General features: G+C 48.0%; 20 protein-coding genes and 1 other RNA gene. 12 read left to right on the plus strand and 9 right to left on the minus strand.

Annotation, left to right across the window (positions count from 1 at the left end):
- Nucleotides 1–63 precede the first annotated feature (63 nt).
- Nucleotides 64–1,983, minus strand: a complete 1,920-nt coding sequence (locus BWI97_RS14760; RefSeq protein WP_102201533.1) for a sensor histidine kinase — start codon at nt 1,981–1,983, stop codon at nt 64–66.
- Nucleotides 1,984–2,173: 190 nt separating this feature from the next.
- Here BWI97_RS14760 and BWI97_RS14765 point away from each other — a divergent pair, with 190 nt between their 5' ends.
- The 7 genes from BWI97_RS14765 to trmD all read left to right on the plus strand — a co-directional run bounded on the left by BWI97_RS14765 (nt 2,174) and on the right by trmD (nt 9,697).
- Nucleotides 2,174–3,115, plus strand: coding sequence for a Smr/MutS family protein (locus tag BWI97_RS14765; protein WP_102201534.1), 942 nt, complete (start codon nt 2,174–2,176; stop codon nt 3,113–3,115).
- 321 nt (nt 3,116–3,436) lie between these two features.
- The gene (locus tag BWI97_RS14770) at nt 3,437–4,726 is read left to right on the plus strand and encodes a DUF4403 family protein (protein WP_158242768.1); all 1,290 of its coding nucleotides are present in this window, start codon (nt 3,437–3,439) and stop codon (nt 4,724–4,726) included.
- A 246-nt stretch (nt 4,727–4,972) separates the two neighbouring features.
- An RNA gene (gene rnpB / locus BWI97_RS14775) (RNase P RNA component class A) lies at nt 4,973–5,369 on the plus strand.
- A gap of 251 nt (nt 5,370–5,620) precedes the next feature.
- Nucleotides 5,621–7,186: an OmpA family protein gene (locus tag BWI97_RS14780; RefSeq protein WP_094813528.1), complete on the plus strand. Its 1,566-nt coding sequence runs from the start codon at nt 5,621–5,623 to the stop codon at nt 7,184–7,186.
- A gap of 506 nt (nt 7,187–7,692) precedes the next feature.
- Nucleotides 7,693–8,238, plus strand: a complete 546-nt coding sequence (locus tag BWI97_RS14785; protein ID WP_094812991.1) for a 30S ribosomal protein S16 — start codon at nt 7,693–7,695, stop codon at nt 8,236–8,238.
- A 137-nt stretch (nt 8,239–8,375) separates the two neighbouring features.
- Entirely contained in the window at nt 8,376–8,945 is a 570-nt protein-coding gene (rimM, locus tag BWI97_RS14790; RefSeq protein ID WP_102201536.1) for a ribosome maturation factor RimM, read from the plus strand.
- Nucleotides 8,946–9,022: 77 nt separating this feature from the next.
- Nucleotides 9,023–9,697, plus strand: a complete 675-nt coding sequence (trmD, locus tag BWI97_RS14795) for a tRNA (guanosine(37)-N1)-methyltransferase TrmD (protein ID WP_094812995.1) — start codon at nt 9,023–9,025, stop codon at nt 9,695–9,697.
- Between the two features lie 129 nt (nt 9,698–9,826).
- Here trmD and BWI97_RS14800 read toward each other — a convergent pair whose 3' ends face one another.
- From BWI97_RS14800 to BWI97_RS14815, 4 genes are all read right to left on the minus strand, one after another.
- On the minus strand, nt 9,827–10,954 hold the full coding sequence (locus tag BWI97_RS14800) for a glycoside hydrolase family 88 protein (RefSeq protein WP_102201537.1): 1,128 nt from the start codon (nt 10,952–10,954) through the stop codon (nt 9,827–9,829).
- Between the two features lie 60 nt (nt 10,955–11,014).
- Nucleotides 11,015–11,803 (minus strand): rhamnogalacturonan acetylesterase, encoded by a 789-nt coding sequence (locus tag BWI97_RS14805; protein ID WP_102201538.1) that lies wholly within the window; start codon nt 11,801–11,803, stop codon nt 11,015–11,017.
- Between the two features lie 169 nt (nt 11,804–11,972).
- The gene (locus BWI97_RS14810) at nt 11,973–13,274 is read right to left on the minus strand and encodes a rhamnogalacturonan acetylesterase (RefSeq protein ID WP_102201539.1); all 1,302 of its coding nucleotides are present in this window, start codon (nt 13,272–13,274) and stop codon (nt 11,973–11,975) included.
- 757 nt (nt 13,275–14,031) lie between these two features.
- A complete protein-coding gene (locus tag BWI97_RS14815; protein WP_102201540.1) occupies nt 14,032–14,562 on the minus strand; it encodes an NAD(P)H-dependent oxidoreductase in 531 nt (176 codons plus the stop codon).
- A gap of 98 nt (nt 14,563–14,660) precedes the next feature.
- Between BWI97_RS14815 and BWI97_RS14820 the strand changes: the two genes are divergently transcribed.
- Together BWI97_RS14820 and BWI97_RS14825 are read left to right on the plus strand one after the other, a co-directional pair.
- Entirely contained in the window at nt 14,661–15,035 is a 375-nt protein-coding gene (locus BWI97_RS14820; protein WP_102201541.1) for a helix-turn-helix domain-containing protein, read from the plus strand.
- Nucleotides 15,036–15,195: 160 nt separating this feature from the next.
- A complete protein-coding gene (locus BWI97_RS14825) occupies nt 15,196–15,822 on the plus strand; it encodes a carbonic anhydrase (protein ID WP_094808730.1) in 627 nt (208 codons plus the stop codon).
- Between the two features lie 134 nt (nt 15,823–15,956).
- Here BWI97_RS14825 and BWI97_RS14830 read toward each other — a convergent pair whose 3' ends face one another.
- The 4 genes from BWI97_RS14830 to BWI97_RS14845 form a co-directional block, all read right to left on the minus strand.
- Nucleotides 15,957–16,406, minus strand: a complete 450-nt coding sequence (locus BWI97_RS14830) for a GNAT family N-acetyltransferase (protein ID WP_102201542.1) — start codon at nt 16,404–16,406, stop codon at nt 15,957–15,959.
- 151 nt (nt 16,407–16,557) lie between these two features.
- Entirely contained in the window at nt 16,558–17,580 is a 1,023-nt protein-coding gene (locus BWI97_RS14835; RefSeq protein ID WP_102201543.1) for an RluA family pseudouridine synthase, read from the minus strand.
- A 150-nt stretch (nt 17,581–17,730) separates the two neighbouring features.
- Nucleotides 17,731–19,194: a Fe-S cluster assembly protein SufB gene (gene sufB / locus BWI97_RS14840; RefSeq protein ID WP_102201544.1), complete on the minus strand. Its 1,464-nt coding sequence runs from the start codon at nt 19,192–19,194 to the stop codon at nt 17,731–17,733.
- Nucleotides 19,195–19,265: 71 nt separating this feature from the next.
- A complete protein-coding gene (locus BWI97_RS14845) occupies nt 19,266–19,745 on the minus strand; it encodes an Lrp/AsnC ligand binding domain-containing protein (RefSeq protein WP_094808735.1) in 480 nt (159 codons plus the stop codon).
- A gap of 588 nt (nt 19,746–20,333) precedes the next feature.
- Between BWI97_RS14845 and BWI97_RS14850 the strand changes: the two genes are divergently transcribed.
- The 3 genes from BWI97_RS14850 (at nt 20,334) to BWI97_RS14860 (ending at nt 24,718) form a co-directional block, all read left to right on the plus strand.
- Complete coding sequence (locus tag BWI97_RS14850; protein WP_102201580.1) at nt 20,334–21,569, plus strand: DUF819 domain-containing protein; 1,236 nt, start codon at nt 20,334–20,336, stop codon at nt 21,567–21,569.
- 119 nt (nt 21,570–21,688) lie between these two features.
- Nucleotides 21,689–23,578: a glycoside hydrolase family 88 protein gene (locus tag BWI97_RS14855; protein WP_102201545.1), complete on the plus strand. Its 1,890-nt coding sequence runs from the start codon at nt 21,689–21,691 to the stop codon at nt 23,576–23,578.
- Between the two features lie 273 nt (nt 23,579–23,851).
- Nucleotides 23,852–24,718, plus strand: coding sequence for an EboA domain-containing protein (locus tag BWI97_RS14860; protein ID WP_102201546.1), 867 nt, complete (start codon nt 23,852–23,854; stop codon nt 24,716–24,718).
- Nucleotides 24,719–24,831 lie beyond the last annotated feature (113 nt).

Genomic DNA, 24,831 nt, shown 5'->3' on the forward strand with positions numbered 1-24,831 from the left:
AGCGATAATACGGTGGTAAGTTGCGAGGATCGCTCCGGTAAAGTCAAGTTATTTTCGTGACGCTCACACGGTTACTGCCAGAACAACGTGGGTTCCTTTTTGAGGAGCGGAATGAATTTCGAGGGTTCCACCAATGGATTCGGCCCGTTCGCGGATGTTCCGCAGGCCCATCCCCTCCGGCAACTGATCTACCTCAAAACCAGCACCATCGTCGGTCACGGTAACCTGTAAAGTATCCTCCTTTTTCTCCACAACGATCTCAGCTAACAGAGCTTTGGCGTGTTTCAGAATGTTATTACAGAGTTCCAGACAGATGTTATACACATTGAATTCAATGTCCTGCGAAAGCCGTTCCTCCAAGCCACTTACTTGCAGCGTAAACTGGGTTTGACTACGACTGTTAGTCATAATCTGTACCAGTCGTTTTAACCCTGCCTCCAGGCCGTACTTTTCGAGTTCGACGGGTAGCATGTTATGGGAGATGAACCGGATTTCTTCGTACGCGTGCTTCATCATGGCCAATACATCGTCGTAAATGACCTTTTCCTGCGAACTCAAATGTTCTGGATTCAGGGCCTGGATGGTCATGCGGGCCGCTGCCAATAACCCACCCAGGTTATCGTGTAATTCCGCCGCTACGCGTTTACGTTCCATCGTCTGCCCAATCAGTAGGGCTTCCGAAATCTCCCGGTTTTTCTGGACTAACTCCCGGTTGGCTTTCTGTAATTCGGCCGTACGCTCCTGTACCCGGATTTCCAGGGTTTCGTTTAACTGTTCAATTTCTCTGTTCTGTGCCTCAATTTTTCGCTGCTTCCGTCGTACCGACTGATTGAGCCAGACCAATCCGGCCCCAATGAGTAATAGTAATCCGGCTATTACCGTAATCCAGAGTTTGTACTTTCGTTGAAAATTGGCCTCCTCCTCTTTTTCGGCCAGCTTTTCTCGTTCCAGTTCTACCATAATCTGGTAGTAATCCTGCATACCCTTGCTTTTGGGCAGACTATCGGCCGTTGCTTTGTACCGTTCGTAATACGTTAACGCTTTTGCGTAATCGCCTCGCTGCTTATACGCTTCGTAAAGATATTGACAGGCTTCCGCCCGATCCGATAGATTATTGTTTTCTAAAGAAGCGTATCGAAGGGCCAAATGAGCATTCATAATGATTTGCTGCGTCTCCTTACGATCCAGGTTCAGCTTCGCTAACAATAAGTGCCCGGCTGAACGGGTTACGGTACTGCTATCCAGTCGAATCGCCCGCTGAATCATCGCTTCACCTCGTGTTGTATCGCCAGACTTGATGTAGCTTTCACCCAGAAAATTCAAGGTCATTGCCCTTTCATAGGTAGATTTCTGGGCTAAAGCGAGTGATTTATAGAGGAATTGTCGAGCGGGTAGATAGTTTTTTAACTTCAGGTAGCATAGGCCAATCTGTCGAAGCATAAATGACCGATCCTCCCGGGTTTTAGCAATTTTTTCCCCGATCATAAAATAGCCCATCGCTTTTTCATAATCTTCCAGCGTGTTATACTGAATCCGTCCCATGCGTTTCAGGCATTCATACAGATAGCGGCACCGCTCCACGGGATACTGGGAATAAATATGATACGCCTGATAATTCGCTACGTACGATTCCCGGTATTGCATCCTGAGGTGAGCCACCTTTCCCTTCAGCGTCAAGGCATCTGCTTCCGCTAGTTCGATTCGTAAAGCTTGGGCCGTTTCCAGATACTGGTTAACGAAGTAGCGGGCGGAATCCAGGGTGCGATCCCGGCCATCGTAACTATCGGCATAGGCGACGTACAGATTGGTCAGCTTATCGTACAGCTCGAGTGCTTGGGGAGAATAATTGGTACCTGATGGACTCTGGGGAAGAGCCGCCAACTCAGTACGAGCTTTCGTGATAGCGGATTCATGCGTTTGAGCCTCCCCTTCCCGGCTCAATACTAACAGTCCGGTAAGCGTCAGTAGGAAAAGCGTTCGCATGAATAAACTGGATTGGACATTCAAAATAAGCCTTTTTTGAACTACTATCCATGCTTTCCCGGGTAAAACTACTCGATTCCGTGAATTTTATTACCTCATGATAGGTTTTAATAGAGCGAGCTTTTTAAAATGGATGAGGCAGCCTTGTCCGCTTTACTCTACCTTTGCTCGTATATCTGAACTAGTTTGTATGAATATTGGAGACCGCGTTCGGCTGGTACACGGCCGTGAAGAGGGCATTATCACCAAATTTTTACCCGGTGATTTAGTAGAAGTAGAAATTGAGGCTGGGTTTCGTATTCCAGTACAACGGCGGGAAGTTTCGCTGATTTCACCCGAGGAGAAAAATCGTTTTCGGGCTGTACCCGCCAGCGAAACGCCCAAAGCTCCCTCCTCTTCCGAGGTGTTTGCCAATCAGGGTTTGTATCTGGCTTTTGTTCCGGTTAACGATCGGGAACTGTCGATGTACATCATTAATAATACTGACTGGGACGTACCCTTTTCACTCATTAATGGGTCAGAGCCGCATTTTAAAAGTTTAGGATCGGGCTTATTAAAAGCCCGTAGCAGTCAAAAAACGAGTGACTGGCAAGTCAAAGACTTTGAAAACTGGGGCGTATTCACGGTTCAGGCTTTGTTCTCCCGACTGGCCTTCCGGAATGTACGTCCACCGCTGGAAAAGAAAATTCGCTTCCGGGCCAATTCGTTTTTCAAAACCAAACAACGCATTCCCGTACTCGATCAGGTCGGGCATCTGTTTCAGGTAGACGATGAAGCGATTCAACCGGAAAAAATCAAGGAAAGCCTGACGGAGCGAAAAGTGGAGGAGCCTAAGCCGATCATAGAGAAGCCCGAAACTACGGTGGATCTGCACATTGAGAAGCTCACGCGGCATTTTCTGGCGATGGATACCAGTGAGATGCTGGAACTTCAACTCAAGACATTCAATACGGCTCTGGAAAACGCCATTGCCCACGGACTGGATGAAATCATTTTCATTCACGGTGTTGGTAACGGTACGCTGCGTACGGAAATCCACCGCAAACTGGGCAGGCATCCGCACGTGGCTTTCTTCGCGGACGCTCAGAAGGAAAAATTTGGCTACGGAGCAACGCGGGTGAAAATTAAGTAAGTTTTGGGTTTACCGTTTTCAGTTACGATTCCCCTTACATACGTCTCAACTGGGGTAATTTTCACCACAATCCCAGCAAGGCATAAAGTTTCACTATAACATTTGACTCCTATACTCCGACGGAATCTATTACTGAAAACAGAAAATTGTAAACTTAAAACTGAAATGCCTGATTATTTGTGCCGTATTCCCTTTTCCCGTAGTTTTTGGGCGGCAGTTGGTTTTGTATTCTTGATTTCATTGGAGGGCTGTCGGCCGAAAGGTTCCATATCCAGCAATCCCTCAGCCCCTAAGGAATCGTATCTCTACACGAAAAAACAAGTGGAAAGTCGTCGGTACCTATCAACCATCAACCTTCCGGTTGAAATCTCTCTTTCAGAAGTCGAACGTCAGATCAACGCCAATCTCACGGACTTGATCTATGAAGATATGAGTTATGAAGATCAGGACGATATGATGGTTCGGGTCTGGAAACGTGGTACCATTGTGGTTACGCCGGGAGCCAGCGTTAATAATGAAAGTTCGCTGAATCTGAAGGTTCCCCTGAAAATCTGGATTCGGGCTCGCTACAGTCTGCTTGGACTCTCGACGGAACGGGAACTGGATTTTGCCCTGGACGTGCGGCTTTCTACCCGATTCTCGATTGCCCCCAACTGGGAAGCTCATACCACGACCAAACTCGAAGGCTACGACTGGGTAACGAAGCCGGTACTCAAACTAGGGCCTGTTTCCATTCCTGTTGCGGGAATCGTCGGAAAAGCTCTGGACTCGAAGAAATCCACGCTGGAAAAAGGGGTGGACGATGCCGTGGCTAAAAACGTTGAAATCAAAAAATACGTCGTTCAGGCTTGGAATGCGGCGTTGCAACCGTATCAGGTGTCGGAACAGTACCGTACCTGGTTGAAAATAACGCCGGTAGCTATTCAGATGGCTCCGTTCCGTACGGTGGGAAAAACGATTCAGTCAACCATTGGTTTTCAGACCTATACGGAAACAGCTTTTGGGGATAAGCCTGTCGTAAACGCAGTCAATCAGGTACCGGATTTAAAGCTTGGTGCGGCCCCCTCGAATGAATTTAAAATTGGCTTGGTGAGCGAACTCTCGCATGCCGAAGCCGAACGAATGGTAGCGGATACGGTAGTGGGACAGAAATTCAATTACGGTAAATATGCCGTGGAAGTGACGTCCATCAAACTATACGGCGATGCGAACACGCTGGCAATACGGGCCGGACTGAAAGGCAGTCTTGACGGATATATTTACTTCAAAGGCGTACCGTATTACGATCCCGTCACCAAGTCGGTTACCTTGAAAGACCTCGATTACGATCTGGACACGCGGAGTTTTCTGGTGAAAACCGCCAACTGGGTTTTGCAGAGTAAGCTACGCAAGTCGCTGCAATCGGCCCTGACCTTCCCGGTTGGTGAGCCCATTGACGAAGCGAAAAAGCAGTTACAGGCTCTATTGACCAATCGGCAAATTACGAAGGGTGTAACCTTATCCGGGAAAATTGATTCGATTACCCCCGATCAGGTGTACCTGACGCCCGGTTCAATCTACGCCGTAGTCTTTGCCAAAGGGAAAGTGAATTTGCACGTGGATGGACTGTAGAGAGTTTTCCGTTTTGAGTTTTCAGTTTTGAGTTGTTACCATATCATACGCTTAGGGAATGATCGGGACGGTAAAACATTTGTTTTTTAAAGATTTGATTCCCTATATCTGAACTGACAACCATCAACTAATAACCACGCAGGCAGGCCCTCATGTAGGGCGTCCTACTGTTGAAACCGGGTGCTGTCGGAAGCTGAAAACTGAAAACTCAAAACTGAAAACTCAAAACTCCCCGTACCTTTGCGGCAAGCAAGCCATCTTATCGCTTCCGGTGTAAGCAGGAAGAGGAAAGTCCGGGCAGCGTAGAGCACCGTGCTACCTAACGGGTAGGCAGTCAACTGGCGACGGTTGGCTGACAGCCAGTACCACAGAAAAAATACCGCTTTCCTTCGGGGAAAGTAAGGGTGAAAAGGTAGGGTAAGAGCCTACCGCTCAGGGGGTGACTTCTGAGGCAGGGTAAACCTCACGGGCTGAAAGACCAAATAAACCAGCGGTGTCCGCAAGGACCGAAGGGCTGCTCGTCCGGTGCTGGTGGGTAGGTCGTTAGAGACGGCAGGCGACTGCCGTTCTAGATAAATGATAAGACTTTTTACTGGTTCGCCAGTGAAGATGACAGAACCCGGCTTATCGGCTTGTTTTTTATTTCTATCGGCTGTTTTCAGTTTTAATTTACCGCGAAAGGTCGCCTTCGTATACCTTTTTTGGTTTTCTTCACGGAAAAACCAGAACTGTTTAACTACTACGCTGAAAACTTCTGAGCTAAAGCATTCTATCAACCGGAATTGCTTTCTACGTACTGTACCTATGAAACGAAGCCTTCTCTCTATCCTTCTCGTTAGTATAAGTTTAGGGTCGCTCTGGGCCCAAACACCTGATAAAAAATATCAAACTCCCATGACGCTGGAAGAACAAAACCAGCAAAAAGTATTCGCTGAAGCCGAAAGCAAGCGGTTGCGTCGCTCGTACGAGGGATTCAACAAAATGCACACCTGGTCAGTAACTGCTCACGGGGGCATTAGCAAGTTCTACGGAGACTTACAAACGGGTAATTTTTTCTCAACGGGTCCGGGAGAAAAAACGCCCTTTTTCGGTGGGCTTTCGGTTAACAAACAACTGACGCATTTACTCGGCGTTTCGGCCAATTTTGGCTTCGGACAACTGAGTGGTAGCAAGGACCGATTTGTCTACATCGATCCGATTAATCCTTCAGCGGGTCTTTCTTACGGACCGAGCTACTTCTTTTCGGACATTATGCAGGCCGGACTGAACGCCGACATTAACCTGAAGTCTCTGGTTTTTGGTACAAAGAAATTACGCCGCCTGAAGGTAGATTTTATTGCGGGCGTCGGGTATATGTACTACCGGACCAAGGTTTATTCCATCCGGAATTTTGAATACGAAAACTCGCTGGGCGAACGCAAAACGTATGCCGCGAAAGAACTGGTCCGTTTCTCAAATGGACCCTTTAGCTCGACCACCGCGGGCGGCTGGACGGGCAGTGGCTCGAAGTATACCCGTGATCTGGTCATTCCTACGGGCATTCGGGTCTTGTACGAGTGGTCCAACCGATTGGATATCGGTATTCACTACATGCTGAATCATACCTTCACCGAAAAGCTCGATATGACCCTGGGCGGCTACGACAATTCATTGCCCAGCGAAATTTACGCTTCACCCAACGGAAACAATTCCTTCCGCCGCGGTGATTCGGCCTATGATAAATACGGTACGCTGGCTTTTGAGGTTACGTATAAATTTGGAAAACGGGCTTCGCAGGTAAGCGATCAGGGCAAATACTCCACGAAGAAAGGAGAAATGTATCACCTCCGCTGGACGGACCCGAAAGATCTGATTCCAGCACCTTACAACCCTACGGTTGATACTGCTCTGGCTCGCGTGAAAGCGATCATGCCGGGTGAAGTGGATCCGCGTTTGTATACAGATTCCGATGGCGATGGCGTAGCAGATTTATACGATCAGGAACCCAATACGCCGCCGAACAGTATCGTGTCGGGTTCGGGTGTGGCGATGAATTTGCAACAATTGCTGCAACCTTTCGTAGATGCTAAAACGCCGAAAGAAACCTGTACGCAGATTTTCGGTAACGTTGAATTCAGAACCGATCAGGCCACCATTCAGCCGGAAGCCAAACGCCTGCTGGACGATGTTATCTCCTACCTTAACAATGCCACGGAATGCCGCGTCGTAGTAGTAGGTCACACCGATCGCCGGGCGTCGGATTCGTACAATATGAAGCTGTCGAGAAGACGTACGCAGGCTGTTAAAAAATACCTGACCCGTTACGGTCTGAAAGATCCCAGCCGGGTGACGATTGAATGGTACGGCGAATTCCGGCCCGTCGCTCCAAACGATAAGCCTAACGCAGGCATGCAACGCAACCGCCGCGTAGAGCTACGGATCTTACCGCTGAACAACTGGAAAAATTATCCGGGGAATTAGGGGAGTTTTCAGTTTAGAGTTTACGGTTTTCAGTTTTGGGTGTTTACCGTTGCGGTTTTGAATTTTCTTAACATACTATAGAAAGGGTTTTAGGCTGGAAAACCGGCTTAAAACCCTTTCTTTTTTTATTTAAGGTTAGATCTACTGGCTGTTCCAGATTTGCAATCTGGAACCCGTCTGCTGTGCATTTTTAATACATGAGATTGGAAATCCCACGCAGATTGCCAACCCCGGAGGGGTTCCATGTCATTAGCCCCGTATGCAATGCGGGGACTTGGCCAGCCCAGGTAGGTACAGCCTACCAACGTTTGCGTCCGTAGCAAATGCTAGAGACAACCCGTCCCGCTTATGTTACCGGGTTTATCCTAACAGAAAACTGGAAATTGAAAACTGTAAACGCAAAACAGAAAACCCTAAACTCAAAACTCAATTATTAAAAACTATTCCGTACCTTTGCATTCCAATTCGGAAACCGGGGGACGGGTTCCCCCACAAACCCAACTACAATGGTTAAAATTCGCTTAGCCCGTCGCGGTCGCAAGAAACATGCTATGTACGATGTCGTTGTTGCTGACGCTCGTGCTCCTCGTGACGGTCGTTTCATCGAGAAACTGGGAACGTATGATCCTAACACCCAACCTGCTACCATCGTTCTGAACGAAACGAGTGCAGTAAAATGGTTGTTGAATGGTGCTCAGCCTACGGATACTGCTCGTGCGATTCTGTCGTACAAAGGTCTGATGCTGAAAAAACACCTTCAAGTGGGTGTGAACAAAGGAGCGATTTCTCAGGAACAAGCTGATGAAAAATTTGCCAGCTGGAAGCAAACGAAAGATGCTCAGGTAACTGCAGCTACGGAAGGTATTGCTGGTAAAAAAGCTGATGACAAAAAAGCTCGTCTGGACGCAGAATCTAAAGTAAATGCCGCTCGTGCAGAAGCTTTAGCGAAGAAAAATGCTCCGGTTGTAGAAGAAGCTCCCGCTGAAGAGGCTGCTGCTGAAGAAGCTCCTGCAGCTGAAGGTGAAGCTACGACTACTGAAGCAGCTGAATAAGCTCTTTCCGAGTAACGATTTTTGGCAAGTCTGGCGGGTCTCCCGGCGGACTTGCTTCATTTTTAGGCGATTGATTCGGAGATTCCCTCCTATTTTTAACGGCTGTCAGCAACGAGCTACGGCCCACCGCTACTGCTATGAACAAAGAAGATTGTTATGAATTAGGACGGATTACCAAAGTGCACGGTCTGAAAGGCGAAGTGCAGCTACTTTTTGAGGTAGATGATCCGTTTGAATACGAAGACCTCGATAGCGTGCTACTCGAAGTCAAAGGGCAACTGATTCCGTACTTTATTGAAGACCTCAATATCCAGTCCAATAAAATCATTGCCAAATTTGAAGACATCACCTCCATCGAGAAAGCGACGCCGCTGGTAGGAGCCAAACTCTGGCTGACGCTGGATAACCTGCCGGAGCTGGACGACGATCAGTTTTACTTTCACGATGTGATTGGTTACCAAGTGGTTGATACCAACGTGGGGCCCCTAGGAACGGTACGCGAATTTGCCAGCTTCTCGCTCCAGGACCTGATGGTGATGGATTATGAAGGCAAGGAGGTACTGATTCCCGTCATCGACGAAATCATTGGTGAGGCCGATCACGAGGCGAAAACCCTCAGCGTTACGCTTCCCGAAGGCTTACTCGATATTTACATGAGCGAAGCCAAAGATGCGGATGAACGGGATGACGCGGACGAGGAAGCGTAGCCCTAAGGATTGATCGTTATTGATTTTAGTTTCATACGGTTCGGGCTCTGCACCCGAACGGTTTTATTTATTCTGTCATGCGTTTAGATATTATTAGTGCCGTACCGGAATTGTTGGATAGTTTTTTCCAGAACTCGATTGTTAAACGGGCTCAGGACAAAGGCCACGTGGAAGTTCACATTCATAACCTGCACGATTACGGCATTGGTAAGTACAAACAGATTGACGATTATCCCTTTGGAGGCGGTGCCGGCATGGTTTTGATGATCGAGCCGATTGCTCAGTTGATTCGTCAGCTCCAGGCCGAACGCACCTACGACGAAATCATTTATACCGCTCCGGACGGCGAACGTTTTAATCAGAAAACGGCGAATACGCTTTCCATGGCCGAAAATCTGATCATCCTTTGTGGTCATTACAAAGGCATCGACGAACGGTTACGGGAGATTTTCGTGACGAAGGAAATCAGTATTGGCGATTACGTACTGTCGGGCGGAGAACTCGCTGCCTCGGTTATTTCGGATGCGATTATTCGTTTGCTGCCCGGCGTACTGGGAGACGAAACTTCGGCTCTGACGGATTCATTTCAGGATAATCTGCTCGCTCCGCCCGTGTATACGCGGCCGTCGGAGTGGGAAGGCCATAAAGTTCCGGATATCCTGCTCTCCGGCCACGACGCCAAAATTCAGGACTGGCGACACGAACAGGCCGTCGAACGCACCCAGCAACGACGCCCGGATCTGCTTTCCTAGAAAGACGAAACGTACCAACGCAAAAGCCCCGACAGAAATCGGGGCTTTTGCGTTGGTACTCATATAAAAGGATTACTGGCCGAAAACTTGCTCCACGCATCAACAACCACTAACCAACAACCATCAACTTTATTTCATCCTGTACACTTCACTTCCTGCCAGCAGGAAACAGCCTAGTCCATAATCCTCAAAATCGGGTACGCTGCTGATTGTTACAGGCTGACCATCCTTTGGTTCTTTCCCCGTTCCCTGCACGTAACCCAGAAAACCATTGGGTTGTACGGATTCCTTGATGAGAGCGTTCCAGGCTTTCACGACGATAGGTCGGTAGGTTTTCGCGGGAATAATGCCCTGATTAATGCCCCAGGCCATACCGTATACGAACAACGAAGTACCCGTGGCTTCTTTTCCGCCGTAATTATTCGGATCGTGTAAGCTGGCATTCCAGAAGCCGTCCGTCCGTTGAATGGGAGCCAGTGCACTAAGCATATCGACCAGCATGGTTTGGTATTCCTGCCGATGCGGAGCGTCCTTCGGAATGATTTGAAGTACGCGTACCAGAGCAGCCACGACCCAGCCATTCCCCCGCGACCAGTAACAATCTTCGCCGTTGGGTTCTTTGTAGGGCGGCACAAAATCCTTATCCCGCCACCAGAGTTTATCCTGCGGATTGTACAGACCTTTGCCGCCTTCTACCTCTTTGGAATGCTTGTACATTTCGTGCATCCGCTCGTAGTAGGCCGGATTCTTGGTGATTTGTCCCAGCTTGGCAAATACGGGCATGGCCATCTGAATGGCGTCAATCCAGGTCCAGTCGCTCACTTTCGACGTGGCCATCATGCTGTCGATGCTGGCTTTGATGTCGTGCATGCACTCCGTCTTCTGGGGATTCATTTCATACAGAGCCAGATACGTCTGGCCGCAACACTGGTTATCGGCATTGCGGGTTTTGATGCCACCGCGAAGCCCCCATTTGTGTGATTCGCCCCAGCTGTAGGCATAATCCAGGTATTCTTTCTTACGATCAATGTCGTGAAGAGCCAGTAGCCCTTCGTAGTACACGGCCCGGGTCCAGATGTTACTGGGGCGAGCAATATTGGTTACAATTTCTTTGCCCGTATCCGGCCATTTTTTCATGAAATAGGCATTGGCCCGTTGCATGGGCTCCAGAATATCTTTCGTTTTGGAAAGCTTCTGAGCCTGGAGACCCGTACTGAAAAGAAATACGCCCAGAATGGGCAGGAATTTTAGCTTCATACAATCAACTGCGTTTAGCATAAGACGGGCACTCCATCAGGTATCCCTTCCTAGCCTGACTTATTTTTTGATCAGATATCGGGTCAGTTTTAATCCTTTGGTGGCCCGTACCCCTTCTACGACCGCAGCGGCGTTGAGCTTCGCTCCGGCGAGTGAGGTGTGAGTATGGTCGACTTCGGTAAAATGCTCTTTCGTGACCTGCTCCTGCCCGATTGCTTCGTACTGCTTCGCTACGATTTCGTTGAGATCGATAAACCTGGCCCCCGTTTGCTCGGCTATCTGTTTCGCCCAAAGACCATAATCCTGCGATCCCCGGGCTACTTTTCCCTCCTTCCAGACGTTTCGTGGTACCAGCGAGAGTACGACCGGGATAGCTCCCTTCGCCTGAGCTTCGGTGATGTACTTTTTCATGTACCAGCCGTAGGTATGAACCGTTTCGGGACGTTTTTGAATGGGATTGTAAATGTCTTTGGTTTCCTCACCAATGCCCCGAATGGTACCACGAGCCCGGGCCGTATCATCCAAAGCTCCGGCATCGTTATGACCAAACTGCATCAGCACGTAATCGCCGGGTTGCAGGCGGGACAGAATTTTCTCCCAGCGGCCCTCGGTATGAAAGGTTCGGCTGGAACGCCCGCCAATGGCGTGGTTCTCTATGTGAATGCGGGTGGTATCAAAGAACTCGGGTAGGAAATGGCCCCAGCCCCAGAGGCCTTTATCGCCCTTATCGGACCCATTTTTTACGGTCGAATCACCAATCAGATACAGGGTTGGTTTGACCGTAGGCCGGGCAGCCAGAGCAACGATAGCGACCAGAAATAGTAAGCAAAGCCGTTTGAGTGAAGTCATCGTATTAGGTTATAGGTCATTAGGTATTGGTTGCATACGTAATGCAAGAATCCGTCGAGCTGCGTTTCGTCCCGTAGGTTTGCAACCTTCCGCAGGTACGACATTCATTTTTCTCTAGCCCAGAAAGATGTCTCCGTATGAGCATTGGCTGAAAAGCCTGTTAGCCCTCTTAATTCCCATCTGGTTTCACATTTTTAATGAAAGGACTGGCTGGGAATTTCCACCGTTCATAGGACATGGGTCGAGCCGGATCAAACGCCGGGGTATCCTCCGTCAACTCACTGGCAATGTCTAGTTGGGCCGCTTTGATACCCGTAATGACACACTGAGCCAGCAGATACGCTCCATAATTACTAAAGTGCGTATTGTCGTGAATATCCTTCGTCACGCCGGGCAAGGTCCCCGCTGGTACGTGGACAAAAGCTTTTTCCGAATCCTGCGGTCCCAGTGCTTCCCAGAGGGTTTTGCTCATCGCATTCAGGTCGATCAAGGGTACGTTTTCTTCCTTTGCCGTTTGTCGCATGGCTTCGGGAAAATCGCCGAGCGTATTGATGATACGCCCCTGTTGGTCAAAGTTTCGGCGGTGCATGGATGTAACCAGCACCGGTTTCGCTCCCTTTTCCCGAACCGCCTTGATGTACTGTCTGAGCAAGTCCTTATACCCTACAAAGGGTTGTAAATCACTCTGTTTCTGATCATTATGAGCGAACTCTATGAACAGATAATCATTGGGTTTGATTACGCTCAGTATTTTCGCCAGTCGTTTTTCCGCCAGAAAACTCCGCAGGGATTCCCCCGATTCGGCGTGATTGGCCACAACGATTTTTTTAGGCCTGAAAAAGCGGGGAATCATCTGACCCCAGGCGGCGTAAGGTTCCTGGGCCTGATCGACTACGGTAGAATTTCCGGCCAGATAAATCGTCTGGGCCTTCGTATTCGGACGAATTTCCAGAGCGGCTACTTTCGGTAAAACGTCCGTAAATTCAAACGTAAGCTGGTCATCCCACTGGAAGTAATCTTTTTCACGCGGTTTCAGTCGTACGGAATCGGTATCCGTGATTCGGGCGGTACGGACATTCACCGTGAACGTTTTCCAAACGAATTTACGGGGTTTGGTTTCTACCTTTTCCAGCATCAACCGTCGGTTTTCTGCCTTAACCGTCGTGTAGGAAACATCTTTTTCATCCCCCAGCAAAAGTTTCACGTCATACGTACCCTCGGGAAGCCTTACGGAGAAAAAGAAGGGCTGCGTACTCGTCACGTAATCGCGTATGTAGCGAACGGCGTATAAACCCTGTACCGGAGAACCCGGCAGAAATCCGTACCCACGCTCGGGCGTATACTGCATTTCAGGCGTCACTTTCGTATAACCACGAGCCACCGGGCCCGCCCCAAAGTCAAAGCGGTACGACTGGGCCATTGTCGTGGTAACACCGAGCGAAAGAATACCCAAAAAGGCTAATCGAAACATAGAAAAATGATAATAAATACAAGAATACATGCAAAAGCGATCCCTTAGCAACCCGTACTATCAGGGCTTGCGGGTTTTGAGTTTATCCAGACCTTTGGAAGTATACCTATGAAAAGCGTTAGACTGAACGGGTACAAAAGTCCGTTTAATTACTTCAATAGCAACATTTTCTTTGGGATTGAACACGGATGCTTGCCAGTATTTTTTCGGACGGTATACGAACGGCCGCTTTTCAACTGAATTTACCCGTTTCGTTCAACTTTGGAAGCGTCCGTTTCTGTAACTGAAATGGCTAAGTAGTTTTTATATAGCATTCGAAGGCCTACTAACAGCAACCCGTGCTGCTTCCCGGTTTCAGACAGCCGGAAATCTATTTAGTAAGTGTTGGTATTTTTAATGATTAGTATAATCTAGTGTAGCCACTAATTAAGTCTCTGTTGCATCAAGCCGTTCGTTTATCTGGAAGAGTAATGAAGAGAAACAAACCTGTTATTTTTTCAGTAAATATCATTTAGCTATCAGTTCAATTAATAATCTTAATTAAAATTAGTATACTGAAATTCCGTAATACCTTTTAGTTTAAATCAATTTTCTAACAACTAAATTCTCACTATTAATTCCCACTCATTTTCAATAATTTAATGCGTTATATAGAACATGATCAGTGCATTAAAACTTACCTTTTACACAGCACTTATGATAGTTACAAGTATACGGTTGTTAGTATTAAAGAAAATCCCAACAACCGTATAACTGATTAAAAACGTTTTAAGAAATCCATATACAGAGGGACGCTTCTCTCAACCCATTCCACCGAGGTATTATGTTCGATGCCGAAGTAAGCAAAAAGCGGCTGATAATCGGCTTTCACGTATTCAAAAGTCAACTCGAATGGACGGGTTAGCTCTTCTAGTGTATATTTGTACCGCTCTCCCGGAGCGAATTCGTGCTCGTCACCCCCTAAGGAGATGGCTAGTGCTATTTTCTTACCCGAAACTTTAAACCCGCTTTTACTCCCATACGCCCAGCCATGCGTCAAAACTTCATCCAGCCATTTTTTGAAAAGTGGAGGAGAATTAAACCAGTAATAGGGAAACTGAAATATAATTTTATCGTACTGCTCCAGCATTTTCTGTTCGGCCTCAACATCAATTTTCTCATCCGGGTACCTTTCATACAACGAATGAACTACGTATTGTTCAGGAAATTTATTCAACTCTTCCATCCATCGCTTATTAACAACTGAATGGTTAAGATCCGGATGAATAACGATCACTAGTGTTTTCATGACAGGCTTATTTTAAAGTACTCTGGCAAAGTAAAGAGCAATTCATTTAAGTATGCATAACAACACCCCATTGTGAGACACTATAAAAAATGTAAGTAATGACCAAGGTTAAAGCAGCTTCAACCAATTTTGCGAATAAAACTGCACTAGCGGAGGAATGTCCGGAGGTGTATGCTGCCAACATTATTGGCGGACAATGGGCACTGGTCATCTGTTCCTGGTTAATCAATGGTAAGCTGAGATTTAGCGAGCTCAAAAAACGGTTGCCCAACATCAGCGAACGAATGTTGACGTTACAACTACGAAAATTAGAAGAAGATCAAATGGTCACCCGAACCGTTTACGCCGAAGTTCCACCACGCGTGGAGTATGAGCTGACGCCCATTGGCTACGAATTGAAGCCCATCATTCAGCAACTTGAAAAATGGGGAGAGAAACACAAGCAACTCAAGGATGCTAAGGAGCCTTTTTGACGGATGCTGTAGTACACCCTTTCAACTTGTACTTTTACTTTCCCATCCACCCACTCGTACTCCAGATCACTTGAGCTAGTCTTCCTTTTTAAACAAAAAGTAGTAGGACCTGTTTATTTAATAGCTATATAGATGACGTTTTCACACCAAGGACACACAAATGGACATTAAACAAATTTTTACCAACAACCAGGACTGGGTTCAGAAGAAGCTAGATATAGACCCTTCCTATTTCAATGACTTATCGAAAGGCCAAACGCCGGATATTCTTTACATTGGTTGCTCCGATAGCCGCGTATCTGCCGAAGAACTGATGGGTTTATCTCCGGGTGATGTCTTTGTGCTCCGGAACATCGCCAATATGGTTCCCAATACCGATCTGGGCGTAATGTCGGTGATTAACTACGCGGTGGATCACCTCAAAGTCAACCACATTGTCGTTTGCGGTCACTACTATTGCGGTGGGGTGCAGGCAGCTATGAAATCCGCTGACTTGGGAATCCTGAATCCATGGCTAAGAAATATTCGTGATGTATACCGAACTCACAAAGAAGAGCTCAATAAAATTGAGGACGAAGAAGCACGGTATAAGCGACTGGTAGAGCTGAACGTAGAAGAACAATGCATCAATGTTCTGAAAACGGCTGAAGTACAGAGAGCCCGTCGGGATCGGGATCTTACGGTTCATGGCTGGGTCTTTGACGTACACTCGGGTAAACTGATCGATCTGGAAATCGACTTTATCAAGTTACTGGAAAATATCCGGGAGATTTATCATCTCGACTAGGGTAGATACTGGCTTGCTTACCTGCATAGCAACATTCCTTAAACAGCTCCATCAGGATGGAGCTGTTTTTGTTACTACCCCAGTAGTTTAAATCCTTACCAAACAAAAGCCCCGGTTGATGCCGGGGCTTTTGTTTATAAATCGACGTGGCAGTTGATCCACTCGCCATCGAGCTTAGCTCCGAATTTCTTGTAGAATTCAATGGAAGGTTCGTTCCAGTCCAGTACCTGCCACATCAGGCCTGAGCACTGGGTTTGGCGGGCTTCTTGCACGGTGGCTTCGAGCAGTCGCTTGCCTAAACCGTACCCGCGATACGCTTCTTTGATGATCAGATCTTCGAGGTACAGCCGTTTGCCTTTCCAGGTCGAATAACGGTAATAATACAGCGACATGCCCACCACTTCACCGTTTACTTCCGCTACGATCGTACCGTATAAGGGCTGCTCGCCGAAGCCGTCTTTCAGCAACTGCTCGGGTGTATTTTTGACTTCATGTAAAGCTTTCTCATATTCCGCCAGCTCTATAATTAACTGATAAATCGAAGGTACATCTGCGGGCGTCGCCCGACGAATAATCGTACTCATAGGAAGCGTTTAGGGTTTGCGGTTTTCAATAGGCGTCGTTTTAAGTTTTCAGGTATGATGGAAGTTTACTTTTCAGTGTATTCGATGCCAAATGTTGCGTCAGATGGTGCCTGAACACCCCTTCCCTAACAGCTACTGAAAACTTAGAATCCTACCCCTGACTGTAGGCTTCCCATTTTTCCATGACGGCCACGATATCCGGGGCCAGGTCAGAGTCAAATTGGAGCCATTCTTTGGTTTTCGGATGTTCGAAACCGATGGACTTGGCGTGCAAGGCCTGTCGGGGGCATAACGCGAAACAGTTTTCGACAAATTGCCGGTACCGGGTAAAAATGGTGCCTTTCACGATCCGGTCACCGCCGTACATGGCATCGTTAAACAGCGGATGGCCCAGATACCGCATGTGAGCCCGAATCTGGTGCGTACGACCCGTTTCCAGGTTACACTGCACCAAACTTACGTACTTCAATCGCTTCAGTACTTTATAATGGGTAACGGCAGGCTTTCCGTAGTCTCCATCGGGATACACATCCATCACTTTCCGATCCCTGGAGCTACGGCCGATATGACCGCGTATTGTACCCGTGTCCTCTTTCGGTTCACCCCAAACCAACGCGTAATAGGTTCGTTCGATGGTGTGCTCGAAAAACTGTCGGGCGAGGTGACTCATGCTGTAATCGTTTTTGGCAACGACCATCAACCCCGAAGTATCTTTATCGATGCGGTGTACCAGCCCCGGACGAATCTCGCCATTCCGTCCCGTAGGCAGGTGTTGAAAGTGATAAATGAGGGCATTCACCAGCGTACCATCCCAGTTTCCGTAGGCTGGATGAACCACCATACCCGCGGGTTTGTAAAGTACTAACACGTCCTCGTCCTCGTAACGAATATCCAGTGGAATATTCTGCGGAATCAGTTCGTTTTCAGCCCGTGGGGGCTTGGGTAAGGAAATGACAATCTCATCCAGCGGTTTGACTTTATAACTGGGTTTGATTGCCTTGCCATTTATTTTAACACCTTCCGCTTCAATACCCGCCTGAATTTTAGTACGGGTGGCATTCGGAATTTTCTCCGTCAGAAACTGATCAATACGGGTCAATTTCTGACCCGCATCCACCAGGATCCGGTGGTGTTCGTATAATTCGTCTTCTAATTCTTCGGGTTCAGTACTCATACCCCATCAAGTCTTTGGTAAAACAAACCCCCACCTTCGGAAAGGCAGGGGTTTTTAATTTTTGTATCAGAAAAGAGTGTTATTGATGCTCCTTACAATACTGTAAAAGGTCACTCTTATAGATTCGTATTCCGTCGCTACTTCTACAGATTATCCTACGCTTCCTTCCAGGCTAATTTCGAGCAGTTTCTGAGCCTCTACCGCAAATTCCATGGGCAGTTGGTTCAATACTTCCTTGGCATATCCGTTTACAATCAGAGCAACGGCGGCTTCGGAAGGAATCCCACGTTGGTTACAGTAAAACAACTGATCTTCTCCAATTTTAGAAGTGGTAGCTTCGTGTTCTACCGTTGCCGTGCTATTCTTCACTTCGATATACGGGAACGTATGGGCTCCGCATTTATCACCCAGCAGTAACGAATCACATTGGGAGAAGTTACGAGCATTTTCAGCCCGTTTCATCACTTCCACTAAACCCCGATAGGAGTTCTGCGAGCGGCCAGCCGAGATTCCCTTCGAAACGATCCGTGATTTCGTATTCTTTCCGATGTGAATCATCTTGGTACCCGTATCCGCCTGCTGGAAGTTATTCGTAACAGCTACGGAATAGAATTCACCGATCGAGTTATCTCCTTTCAAAATCACTGAGGGATACTTCCAGGTTACGGCCGAACCTGTTTCCACCTGCGTCCAGGAAATTTTGGCGTTCGCCCCATCGCAAATACCGCGTTTGGTTACGAAGTTGTAAATACCTCCTTTTCCTTCTTTATCGCCGGGGTACCAGTTCTGTACCGTAGAGTACTTGATTTCTGCGTTTTCAGCGGCAACCAGTTCTACAACAGCCGCGTGTAACTGATTTTCATCCCGCATCGGAGCCGTACATCCTTCGAGATAACTAACGTAGCTACCTTCATCGGCTACGATCAACGTCCGCTCGAACTGACCCGTACCTGCCGCATTAATCCGGAAGTACGTGGACAATTCCATCGGGCAACGTACGCCTTTGGGAATGTAACAGAACGAACCATCAGAGAATACGGCTGCGTTCAGGGCCGCAAAGAAGTTATCTTTCGCGGGCACTACGGAACCCAAGTATTTCTTCACCAGTTCAGGATGCTCATGAATCGCTTCCGTCATGGAACAGAAAATGATACCGCGTTCGGCCAGATCTTTCTTAAATGTAGTAGCAATAGACACCGAGTCAATGACAGCATCCACCGCTACACCCGAAAGTCGCTCTACCCCAGCGATCCGCTCCTGCTCTTTCAGAGAAATACCCAGGCGTTCAAAGGTACGGCGTAATTCAGGATCAATATCGTCCAACGACTCCACCGTTTTCTTCTGCTTGGGAGCCGAGTAATATTTAATGCTTTGATAATCGACTTTCTGGTAATCGACATTAGCCCAGTTCGGCTCTTTCATTTCCAACCACAGGCGGTAGGCCTTCAACCGCCATTCCAGCATCCACTCGGGTTCATTCTTTTTTGCCGAAATAAATCGTACAATATCTTCGCTAAGCCCAACCGGAGCTTCGTCGGCTTCGATCAGGGTTTCAAACCCGTATTTATATTCGGAACTGGTGATTTCTTCTAGGATATCTGCTTCCTTCGCCATGTTTGCTTGTCAGAGATTTATGCAAAAATATAACAAAACCCGCGGCAGAACGTTCCTCCGGGAGGATAAATTTACCCCTGCACGGGTTCGGCAAAAGGAACGGGCCTTGAAACGCTCTCTTCCAGCGATATAAACGTTTCAGTCCGCTGAATTCCGGCCACTTTCTGAATCTTGTCGTGCAGGACTTCCCGCAGGTGCGTCGTATCCCGGCAAACGATTTTGGCGAAAATGGAATAAATCCCGGTCGTGTAATGAATATTTACAACTTCAGGGATTAGCGAAAGCTTTTCGGCTACTTCGGCGTACAAGGAGCTTTTATCCAGGTATATGCCCAGGAAAGCGGAAATATCCCAGCCAAGCTTGGCATGGTCAATCATTAGTGTAGAGCCTTTCACGATGCCCATTTGCTCCATTTTCCGCATACGTACGTGTACAGTGCCGCCTGAAACAAAAATTCGCTTCCCAATTTCGGTATAGGGCATGGTGGCATCCTGCATGAGCAGGCCCAGAATCTTCAGGTCTACGTTATCAATCTCGTAATTTCGATCCATCGGTTCAGTAATTTCATTAATAATTAATCAATAATACGAGCTAAAAATTAATAATATCGTAAATTTTATAAATTTTTACTACAACTCTTGCAAAACGCTTCCGGATTGCCGTACCTTTGTCATGTCAAAAGCGACAAGCTGTTCCACACTGTAGGGTGATGAAATTGGCAGCCATGCCCTCCTGTCTCGGGGGTGAAGAGTTCGGGAAAAAATCAGTATAAAGCCGGGCAAGTCCGACTGGGGTTGACCACCAAATTTTGTGCTGCATCTAACCGCTTCGTGGAGGTTCGAATCCTTCTCCTACAGCTCCTAGTACCTTTTATTCCAAAAACATTTACAGGCATCTTTCTCACGGATCTTTCGTCCGTAAGAATTTTTTGCCTATATTATTCGGAATAGCCAAGAAATGGCAGTAGTTTTATTTGGTTTTTAGTTTGTTGATGAAGTGTAATTCTGACACGCAACCTCCCTGGGGATTGCGTGTTTTTTTTTGAGCGAAAAATCTATGGTTTTTGGATTTCGCCAAACGTTTACCAATGCTTTCCCTTTATTTCGCGTCTTTTATTCTTCCATTGTCCGCTTCATCTGATGATTTCAAATTACGCCGTAGTACTGGGAATTCTGTGTGCCGTATTAGGACTCGTGTTTTATACTTCCACGTTTCCTTCCCTAAAAAAGTTTTACGAACTCGTCCCTCCCGTCTTACTGTGTTACTTTATTCCCGGCCTACTCACGACGGCCGGTGTATTCGCTCCGCAGGTTGTAGGTGATGAATCAGCCATCTATCAGGTGGTTTCGCAGTATTTCCTGCCCGCCACGCTGGTCCTGTTCACGCTTTCCATGGATTTGAAAACGTTGAAACGATTGGGTTTGAAAACCATACTCGTTTTTCTGGCGGGCATTGTGGGTGTAATGCTGGGAGGTCCACTGGCGGTCTGGATTGTCAAGCAATTTTCCCCGGCTACGGTGGGTGGCGAAGGAGCCGATGCGGTCTGGAGAGGACTGGCGACCATCGCGGGCAGCTGGACGGGTGGCGGAGCGAATCAGGCAGCTTTAAAAGAAATTTTCAAACCTTCCGAACGTATTTTTTCCCAGTCTGTAGCTGTGGACATCATCATTGGAGAGCTTTGGATGGCCGTCATGATTTTTGGTGCTGGTAAAGCACTTGCGATAGATCGCCTATTTAAGGCTGATGCTTCTTCCATCGAAGCGGTACAAAAGGAGCTGGCTACTTATCAAGCTGAACACGAACGTATTCCTGCGACTCGGGATTTACTGATGATATTAGGCGTAGGTTTAGGTGTTATGGGTCTTTCCCATGTGGTAGCAGATGCAATTGTACCCGTATTGAAGCAATATCCAATTTTAGAACAATTTAGTCTGACGTCCCGCGTATTCTGGATCATCTCCTTTTCAACGATCATAGGCATCACGCTGTCTTTTACCCCTTTACGCCAGCTGGAACACGTGGGAGCGTCGCGGATCGGCAGCGTTTTTCTATACGTACTCATCGCTACCATTGGCCTGAAAATGGACCTTTGGGCTATCGCGGATAATCCGGGCCTGTTTGCCGTGGGTATTATCTGGATTTCCATTCATGGCCTGTTTGTTCTGGTAGCGGCCCGTTTCCTCAATGCTCCCTTTTTCTTCATGGCGGTGGGGTCGCAGGCGGCCATCGGCGGACCCGCTTCGGCTCCCGTAGTGGCGGCGGCTTTTCACCCTTCCCTGGCCCCGGTGGGCGTATTGCTGGCCATTTTAGGGTACGCCATCGGTACCTACTGCGGGTATCTGACGGGATTACTGATGCAATGGGCAGCCTATTAAGGAGTACATTGATAGCAGACCGAGCGTAGGTACGAGGCGAAATTTTGTACCTGCTCTAAGGGCTTTTCCCGTAAACGGGCATCTTTTAGGAAAGTGTATTCACTCCTATTTTACTTGCTATGTTTCTTCGTCGTTTGGTACTAAGCATCCTTGGTACGGCACTGGCCCTGGGTACGTACGCTCAGGAACCCTGGTCCGTGCGGATGGCTAACTCCATGCTCGCCCAGGCTGCCGATTCGTCTACGGTACAGGTTCTCAAATCCAACCACTGGAATTACGAACAGGGGGTATTGCTCAATGCCCTCAACCGGGTTTGGGAACGTACGGGCGATGGTAAATACTTTCACTACATCCAGAAATCCATCGATGCCTACGTCAACGATCAGGGCGACATTCGTACCTATAAATTCGACGACTACAACATCGATAATATTCCCACGGGGCGGCTTCTGCTAATGCTGTACCAGCAAACGGGCAAGGAAAAGTATCTCAAAGCCGCTCAGTTTGTGCATAGTCAGCTCGACAAACAACCACGTACCAAAGAAGGCGGTTATTGGCACAAAAAGCGTTATCCCAATCAGATGTGGCTGGATGGCTTGTACATGGCTGAACCCTTTTCTGCTGAGTACGCTCTAATCTTCAAAGAGCCGAAACACTTCGACGACATTGCTAATCAGTTTATCTGGATGGAAAAGAATTCCCGCGATGAAAAAACGGGATTGCTGTACCACGCCTATGACGAAAGTCGCCAGCAGAAATGGGCTGATCCCAAAACGGGTAAGTCGCCGAACTTCTGGGGACGGGCCATTGGCTGGTACGTGATGGCTCTGGTGGACGTACTGGATTATTTCCCGATGGATCATCCGAAACGTCCGGAACTGGTAGCCATTTACAAGCGACTCATGCCCGCCGTAGTCAAGTATCAGGACCCAGCCAGTGGCTGCTGGTGGCAGGTAACTGACAAGGGCGGTAAGGAAGGAAATTATCTGGAAGCGTCGGCGTCGAGCATGTTCGTGTACGGCTTGGCGAAAGGCGTCCGCACGGGTCTGTTGGATGCTTCGTACCTGAAAGCCGCTCAGAAAGGCTACGCGGGTATGCTGAAAGAATTCATTAAAACCGATGACAAAGGATTGGTTCACCTCGACAAAACCGTGAGTGTGGGTGGCCTCGGCGGCGACCCGTACCGCGATGGCAGTTACGAATATTACCTGAGCGAAAAGATTCGGCTGGATGATTTGAAAGGCGTTGGCCCCTTCATTCTGGCCAGTATCGAAATGGAAACCATTCCCGAGCTTAGCGTGGGAAAGGGCAAAACCGTAGGACTGGATTACTTCTTCAACAACGAGCGGACCAGCAAAGGGGAGCGTTTTCACTATACCTGGGAAGATTACCGCGACTCGGGTTATTCACTCTGGGGCAGCATTTTCCGGGATTACGGGGCCAAAACGGTATCCGTACCCGAAGCACCAACGGCGGCTTCGCTCAAAAAACTGAACGTCTATATCATCGTTGATCCGGATACGAAAAAGGAAACGCCTCAGCCCAATTACATGACCGAGGCTTACGCCAAAGTGATTGCCGATTGGGTAAAAGGAGGTGGTACGCTGGTACTGCTGGCGAATGACACGTCCAATGCCGAGATCAAAAACTTCAATATTCTGGCGGGTAAGTTTGGCATTCAATTCACCGACAAAAACGTCAACATGGTAAAAAACAACGTGTACGACCAGGGTAAATTTGTGTTTGAGAGCAATCATCCCGTATTCGGCGATACGAAAAAAATCTTCGTGAAAGAGGTCGTTACCCTAACGACGAAAGCCCCGGCCAAACCCGTACTGACCGCCAATGGCGACCAGATTATGGCCGTAGCTGAAGTAGGCAAAGGCCGTGTCTTTGTTCTGGGCGATCCCTGGATTTACAACGAATACCTCAACGGCAAACGCCTGCCGATGGAATTTGAAAACTTCAAAGCAGCGAAAGAGTTGAGTAAGTGGCTGTTGAAGAAATAGTTATTGGTTGATTGTTGTAAGTTGTTGGTGGGTTTGTTGAGTAAAAGGGGTTCGATCGTATGGATCTACTTAGTTAATTAAACTACCAGTCCTTTGGTTAAAGAATCCGGAAGCTTTACTGCTTTCGGATTCTTTTGGTTTGCACCCTTCCCGGCTTCATCCCTCAAAAAACCTAGTTCAGTCGCATCAATGATATAAATCAAATAGAAACTCAAAAGGCTTTGGTATTTTTGCAGGAAATGATTGAACCCGGCCCGACCGGTTTTTCTGCGTATGACTGTGCCTCTTGATTCTATACGACTACTCCGACAAAGGCTGGAGGAAATTCTGACTGAACAACTTCCCGAGAACGGCCGGCAATGGCTCTTCTCCCGCGTAGACCGCTCCAGTACTTCGGCCCTGCTCATGGCTTTTGTAGCCGCTCCCCGTTTCACGGGCAAACAACCCGTCTCACTTTCGGCTGAACGTCGGCAGGAACTAGCTGAACTCCGTCCCGGATTCCGGTTACTGGCCTGGCCGCTCGACCGGGTAACGCGGCTTTATCTGTTACTACAGCTGCCTCTGGAAAATCGCGAAGCGTTCATTCAGGCCGTTGAGACTCTGTTTGATACGGCTGAAATGAATGAGCTAGTCGCCTTGTACGCGTCATTGCCCGTACTGCCCTACCCTGAGGCCTGGCTGTTTCGGGCTACGGAAGCCGTTCGCTCCAACATGGGTCTGGTATTCGAGGCACTGGCTTTAGGAAACCCGTATCCTTCTGAACAATTTCCCGAACCCGCCTGGAACCAGCTGGTCATGAAAACCATTTTTAACGATAAATCCGTGGGTAGTATCGTTGGATTGGTGGAACGGAGCAATCCTACCCTGGCCCGGATTCTGGTTGATTTTGCTCATGAACGCTGGGCCGCCGGTCGGTACGTACCCGCCCGGGCCTGGCAAATGGTCGTACCCTTTGTCAACGAGGCGATGTTGCCCGATCTGCAGCGTTTGTTTACCTCTGACCGGGCAGTAGATCGGCAGGCCGCGGCTCTCCTTTGCAACGAAACTAACTTCGAACCGGCCCGTGCCTTAGGGCGACAATTTCCGGTCGAACATGCGGAGCAACTGCGTTGGAAAAACTTGGATACACAACTGGCTTAATGGCTTTTACTGTTTTATAATCGATTCTTCGGAATTGTACTGCTTATGTGTCAGCACGAATTAAACCCCTCCCATTTCGAGGAAAATAAAGAAGAAATTACCCACAGCAATTT

Source organism: Siphonobacter sp. BAB-5405 (genome assembly GCF_002872335.1).
GTDB lineage: Bacteria > Bacteroidota > Bacteroidia > Cytophagales > Spirosomataceae > Siphonobacter.

Bases quoted from the DNA above. Each gene is read 5' to 3' on its own strand.
- BWI97_RS14760 (WP_102201533.1), bottom strand. From the start codon at position 1,983: ATGCGAACGCTTTTCCTACTGACGCTTACCGGACTGTTAGTATTGAGC.
- BWI97_RS14765 (WP_102201534.1), top strand. From the start codon at position 2,174: ATGAATATTGGAGACCGCGTTCGGCTGGTACACGGCCGTGAAGAGGGC.
- BWI97_RS14780 (WP_094813528.1), top strand. From the start codon at position 5,621: ATGACGCTGGAAGAACAAAACCAGCAAAAAGTATTCGCTGAAGCCGAA.
- BWI97_RS14785 (WP_094812991.1), top strand. From the start codon at position 7,693: ATGGTTAAAATTCGCTTAGCCCGTCGCGGTCGCAAGAAACATGCTATG.
- rimM (WP_102201536.1), top strand. From the start codon at position 8,376: ATGAACAAAGAAGATTGTTATGAATTAGGACGGATTACCAAAGTGCAC.
- trmD (WP_094812995.1), top strand. From the start codon at position 9,023: ATGCGTTTAGATATTATTAGTGCCGTACCGGAATTGTTGGATAGTTTT.
- BWI97_RS14800 (WP_102201537.1), bottom strand. From the start codon at position 10,954: ATGAAGCTAAAATTCCTGCCCATTCTGGGCGTATTTCTTTTCAGTACG.
- BWI97_RS14805 (WP_102201538.1), bottom strand. From the start codon at position 11,803: ATGACTTCACTCAAACGGCTTTGCTTACTATTTCTGGTCGCTATCGTT.
- BWI97_RS14810 (WP_102201539.1), bottom strand. From the start codon at position 13,274: ATGTTTCGATTAGCCTTTTTGGGTATTCTTTCGCTCGGTGTTACCACG.
- BWI97_RS14815 (WP_102201540.1), bottom strand. From the start codon at position 14,562: ATGAAAACACTAGTGATCGTTATTCATCCGGATCTTAACCATTCAGTT.
- BWI97_RS14820 (WP_102201541.1), top strand. From the start codon at position 14,661: ATGACCAAGGTTAAAGCAGCTTCAACCAATTTTGCGAATAAAACTGCA.
- BWI97_RS14825 (WP_094808730.1), top strand. From the start codon at position 15,196: ATGGACATTAAACAAATTTTTACCAACAACCAGGACTGGGTTCAGAAG.
- BWI97_RS14830 (WP_102201542.1), bottom strand. From the start codon at position 16,406: ATGAGTACGATTATTCGTCGGGCGACGCCCGCAGATGTACCTTCGATT.
- BWI97_RS14835 (WP_102201543.1), bottom strand. From the start codon at position 17,580: ATGAGTACTGAACCCGAAGAATTAGAAGACGAATTATACGAACACCAC.
- sufB (WP_102201544.1), bottom strand. From the start codon at position 19,194: ATGGCGAAGGAAGCAGATATCCTAGAAGAAATCACCAGTTCCGAATAT.
- BWI97_RS14845 (WP_094808735.1), bottom strand. From the start codon at position 19,745: ATGGATCGAAATTACGAGATTGATAACGTAGACCTGAAGATTCTGGGC.
- BWI97_RS14850 (WP_102201580.1), top strand. From the start codon at position 20,334: ATGATTTCAAATTACGCCGTAGTACTGGGAATTCTGTGTGCCGTATTA.
- BWI97_RS14855 (WP_102201545.1), top strand. From the start codon at position 21,689: ATGTTTCTTCGTCGTTTGGTACTAAGCATCCTTGGTACGGCACTGGCC.
- BWI97_RS14860 (WP_102201546.1), top strand. From the start codon at position 23,852: ATGACTGTGCCTCTTGATTCTATACGACTACTCCGACAAAGGCTGGAG.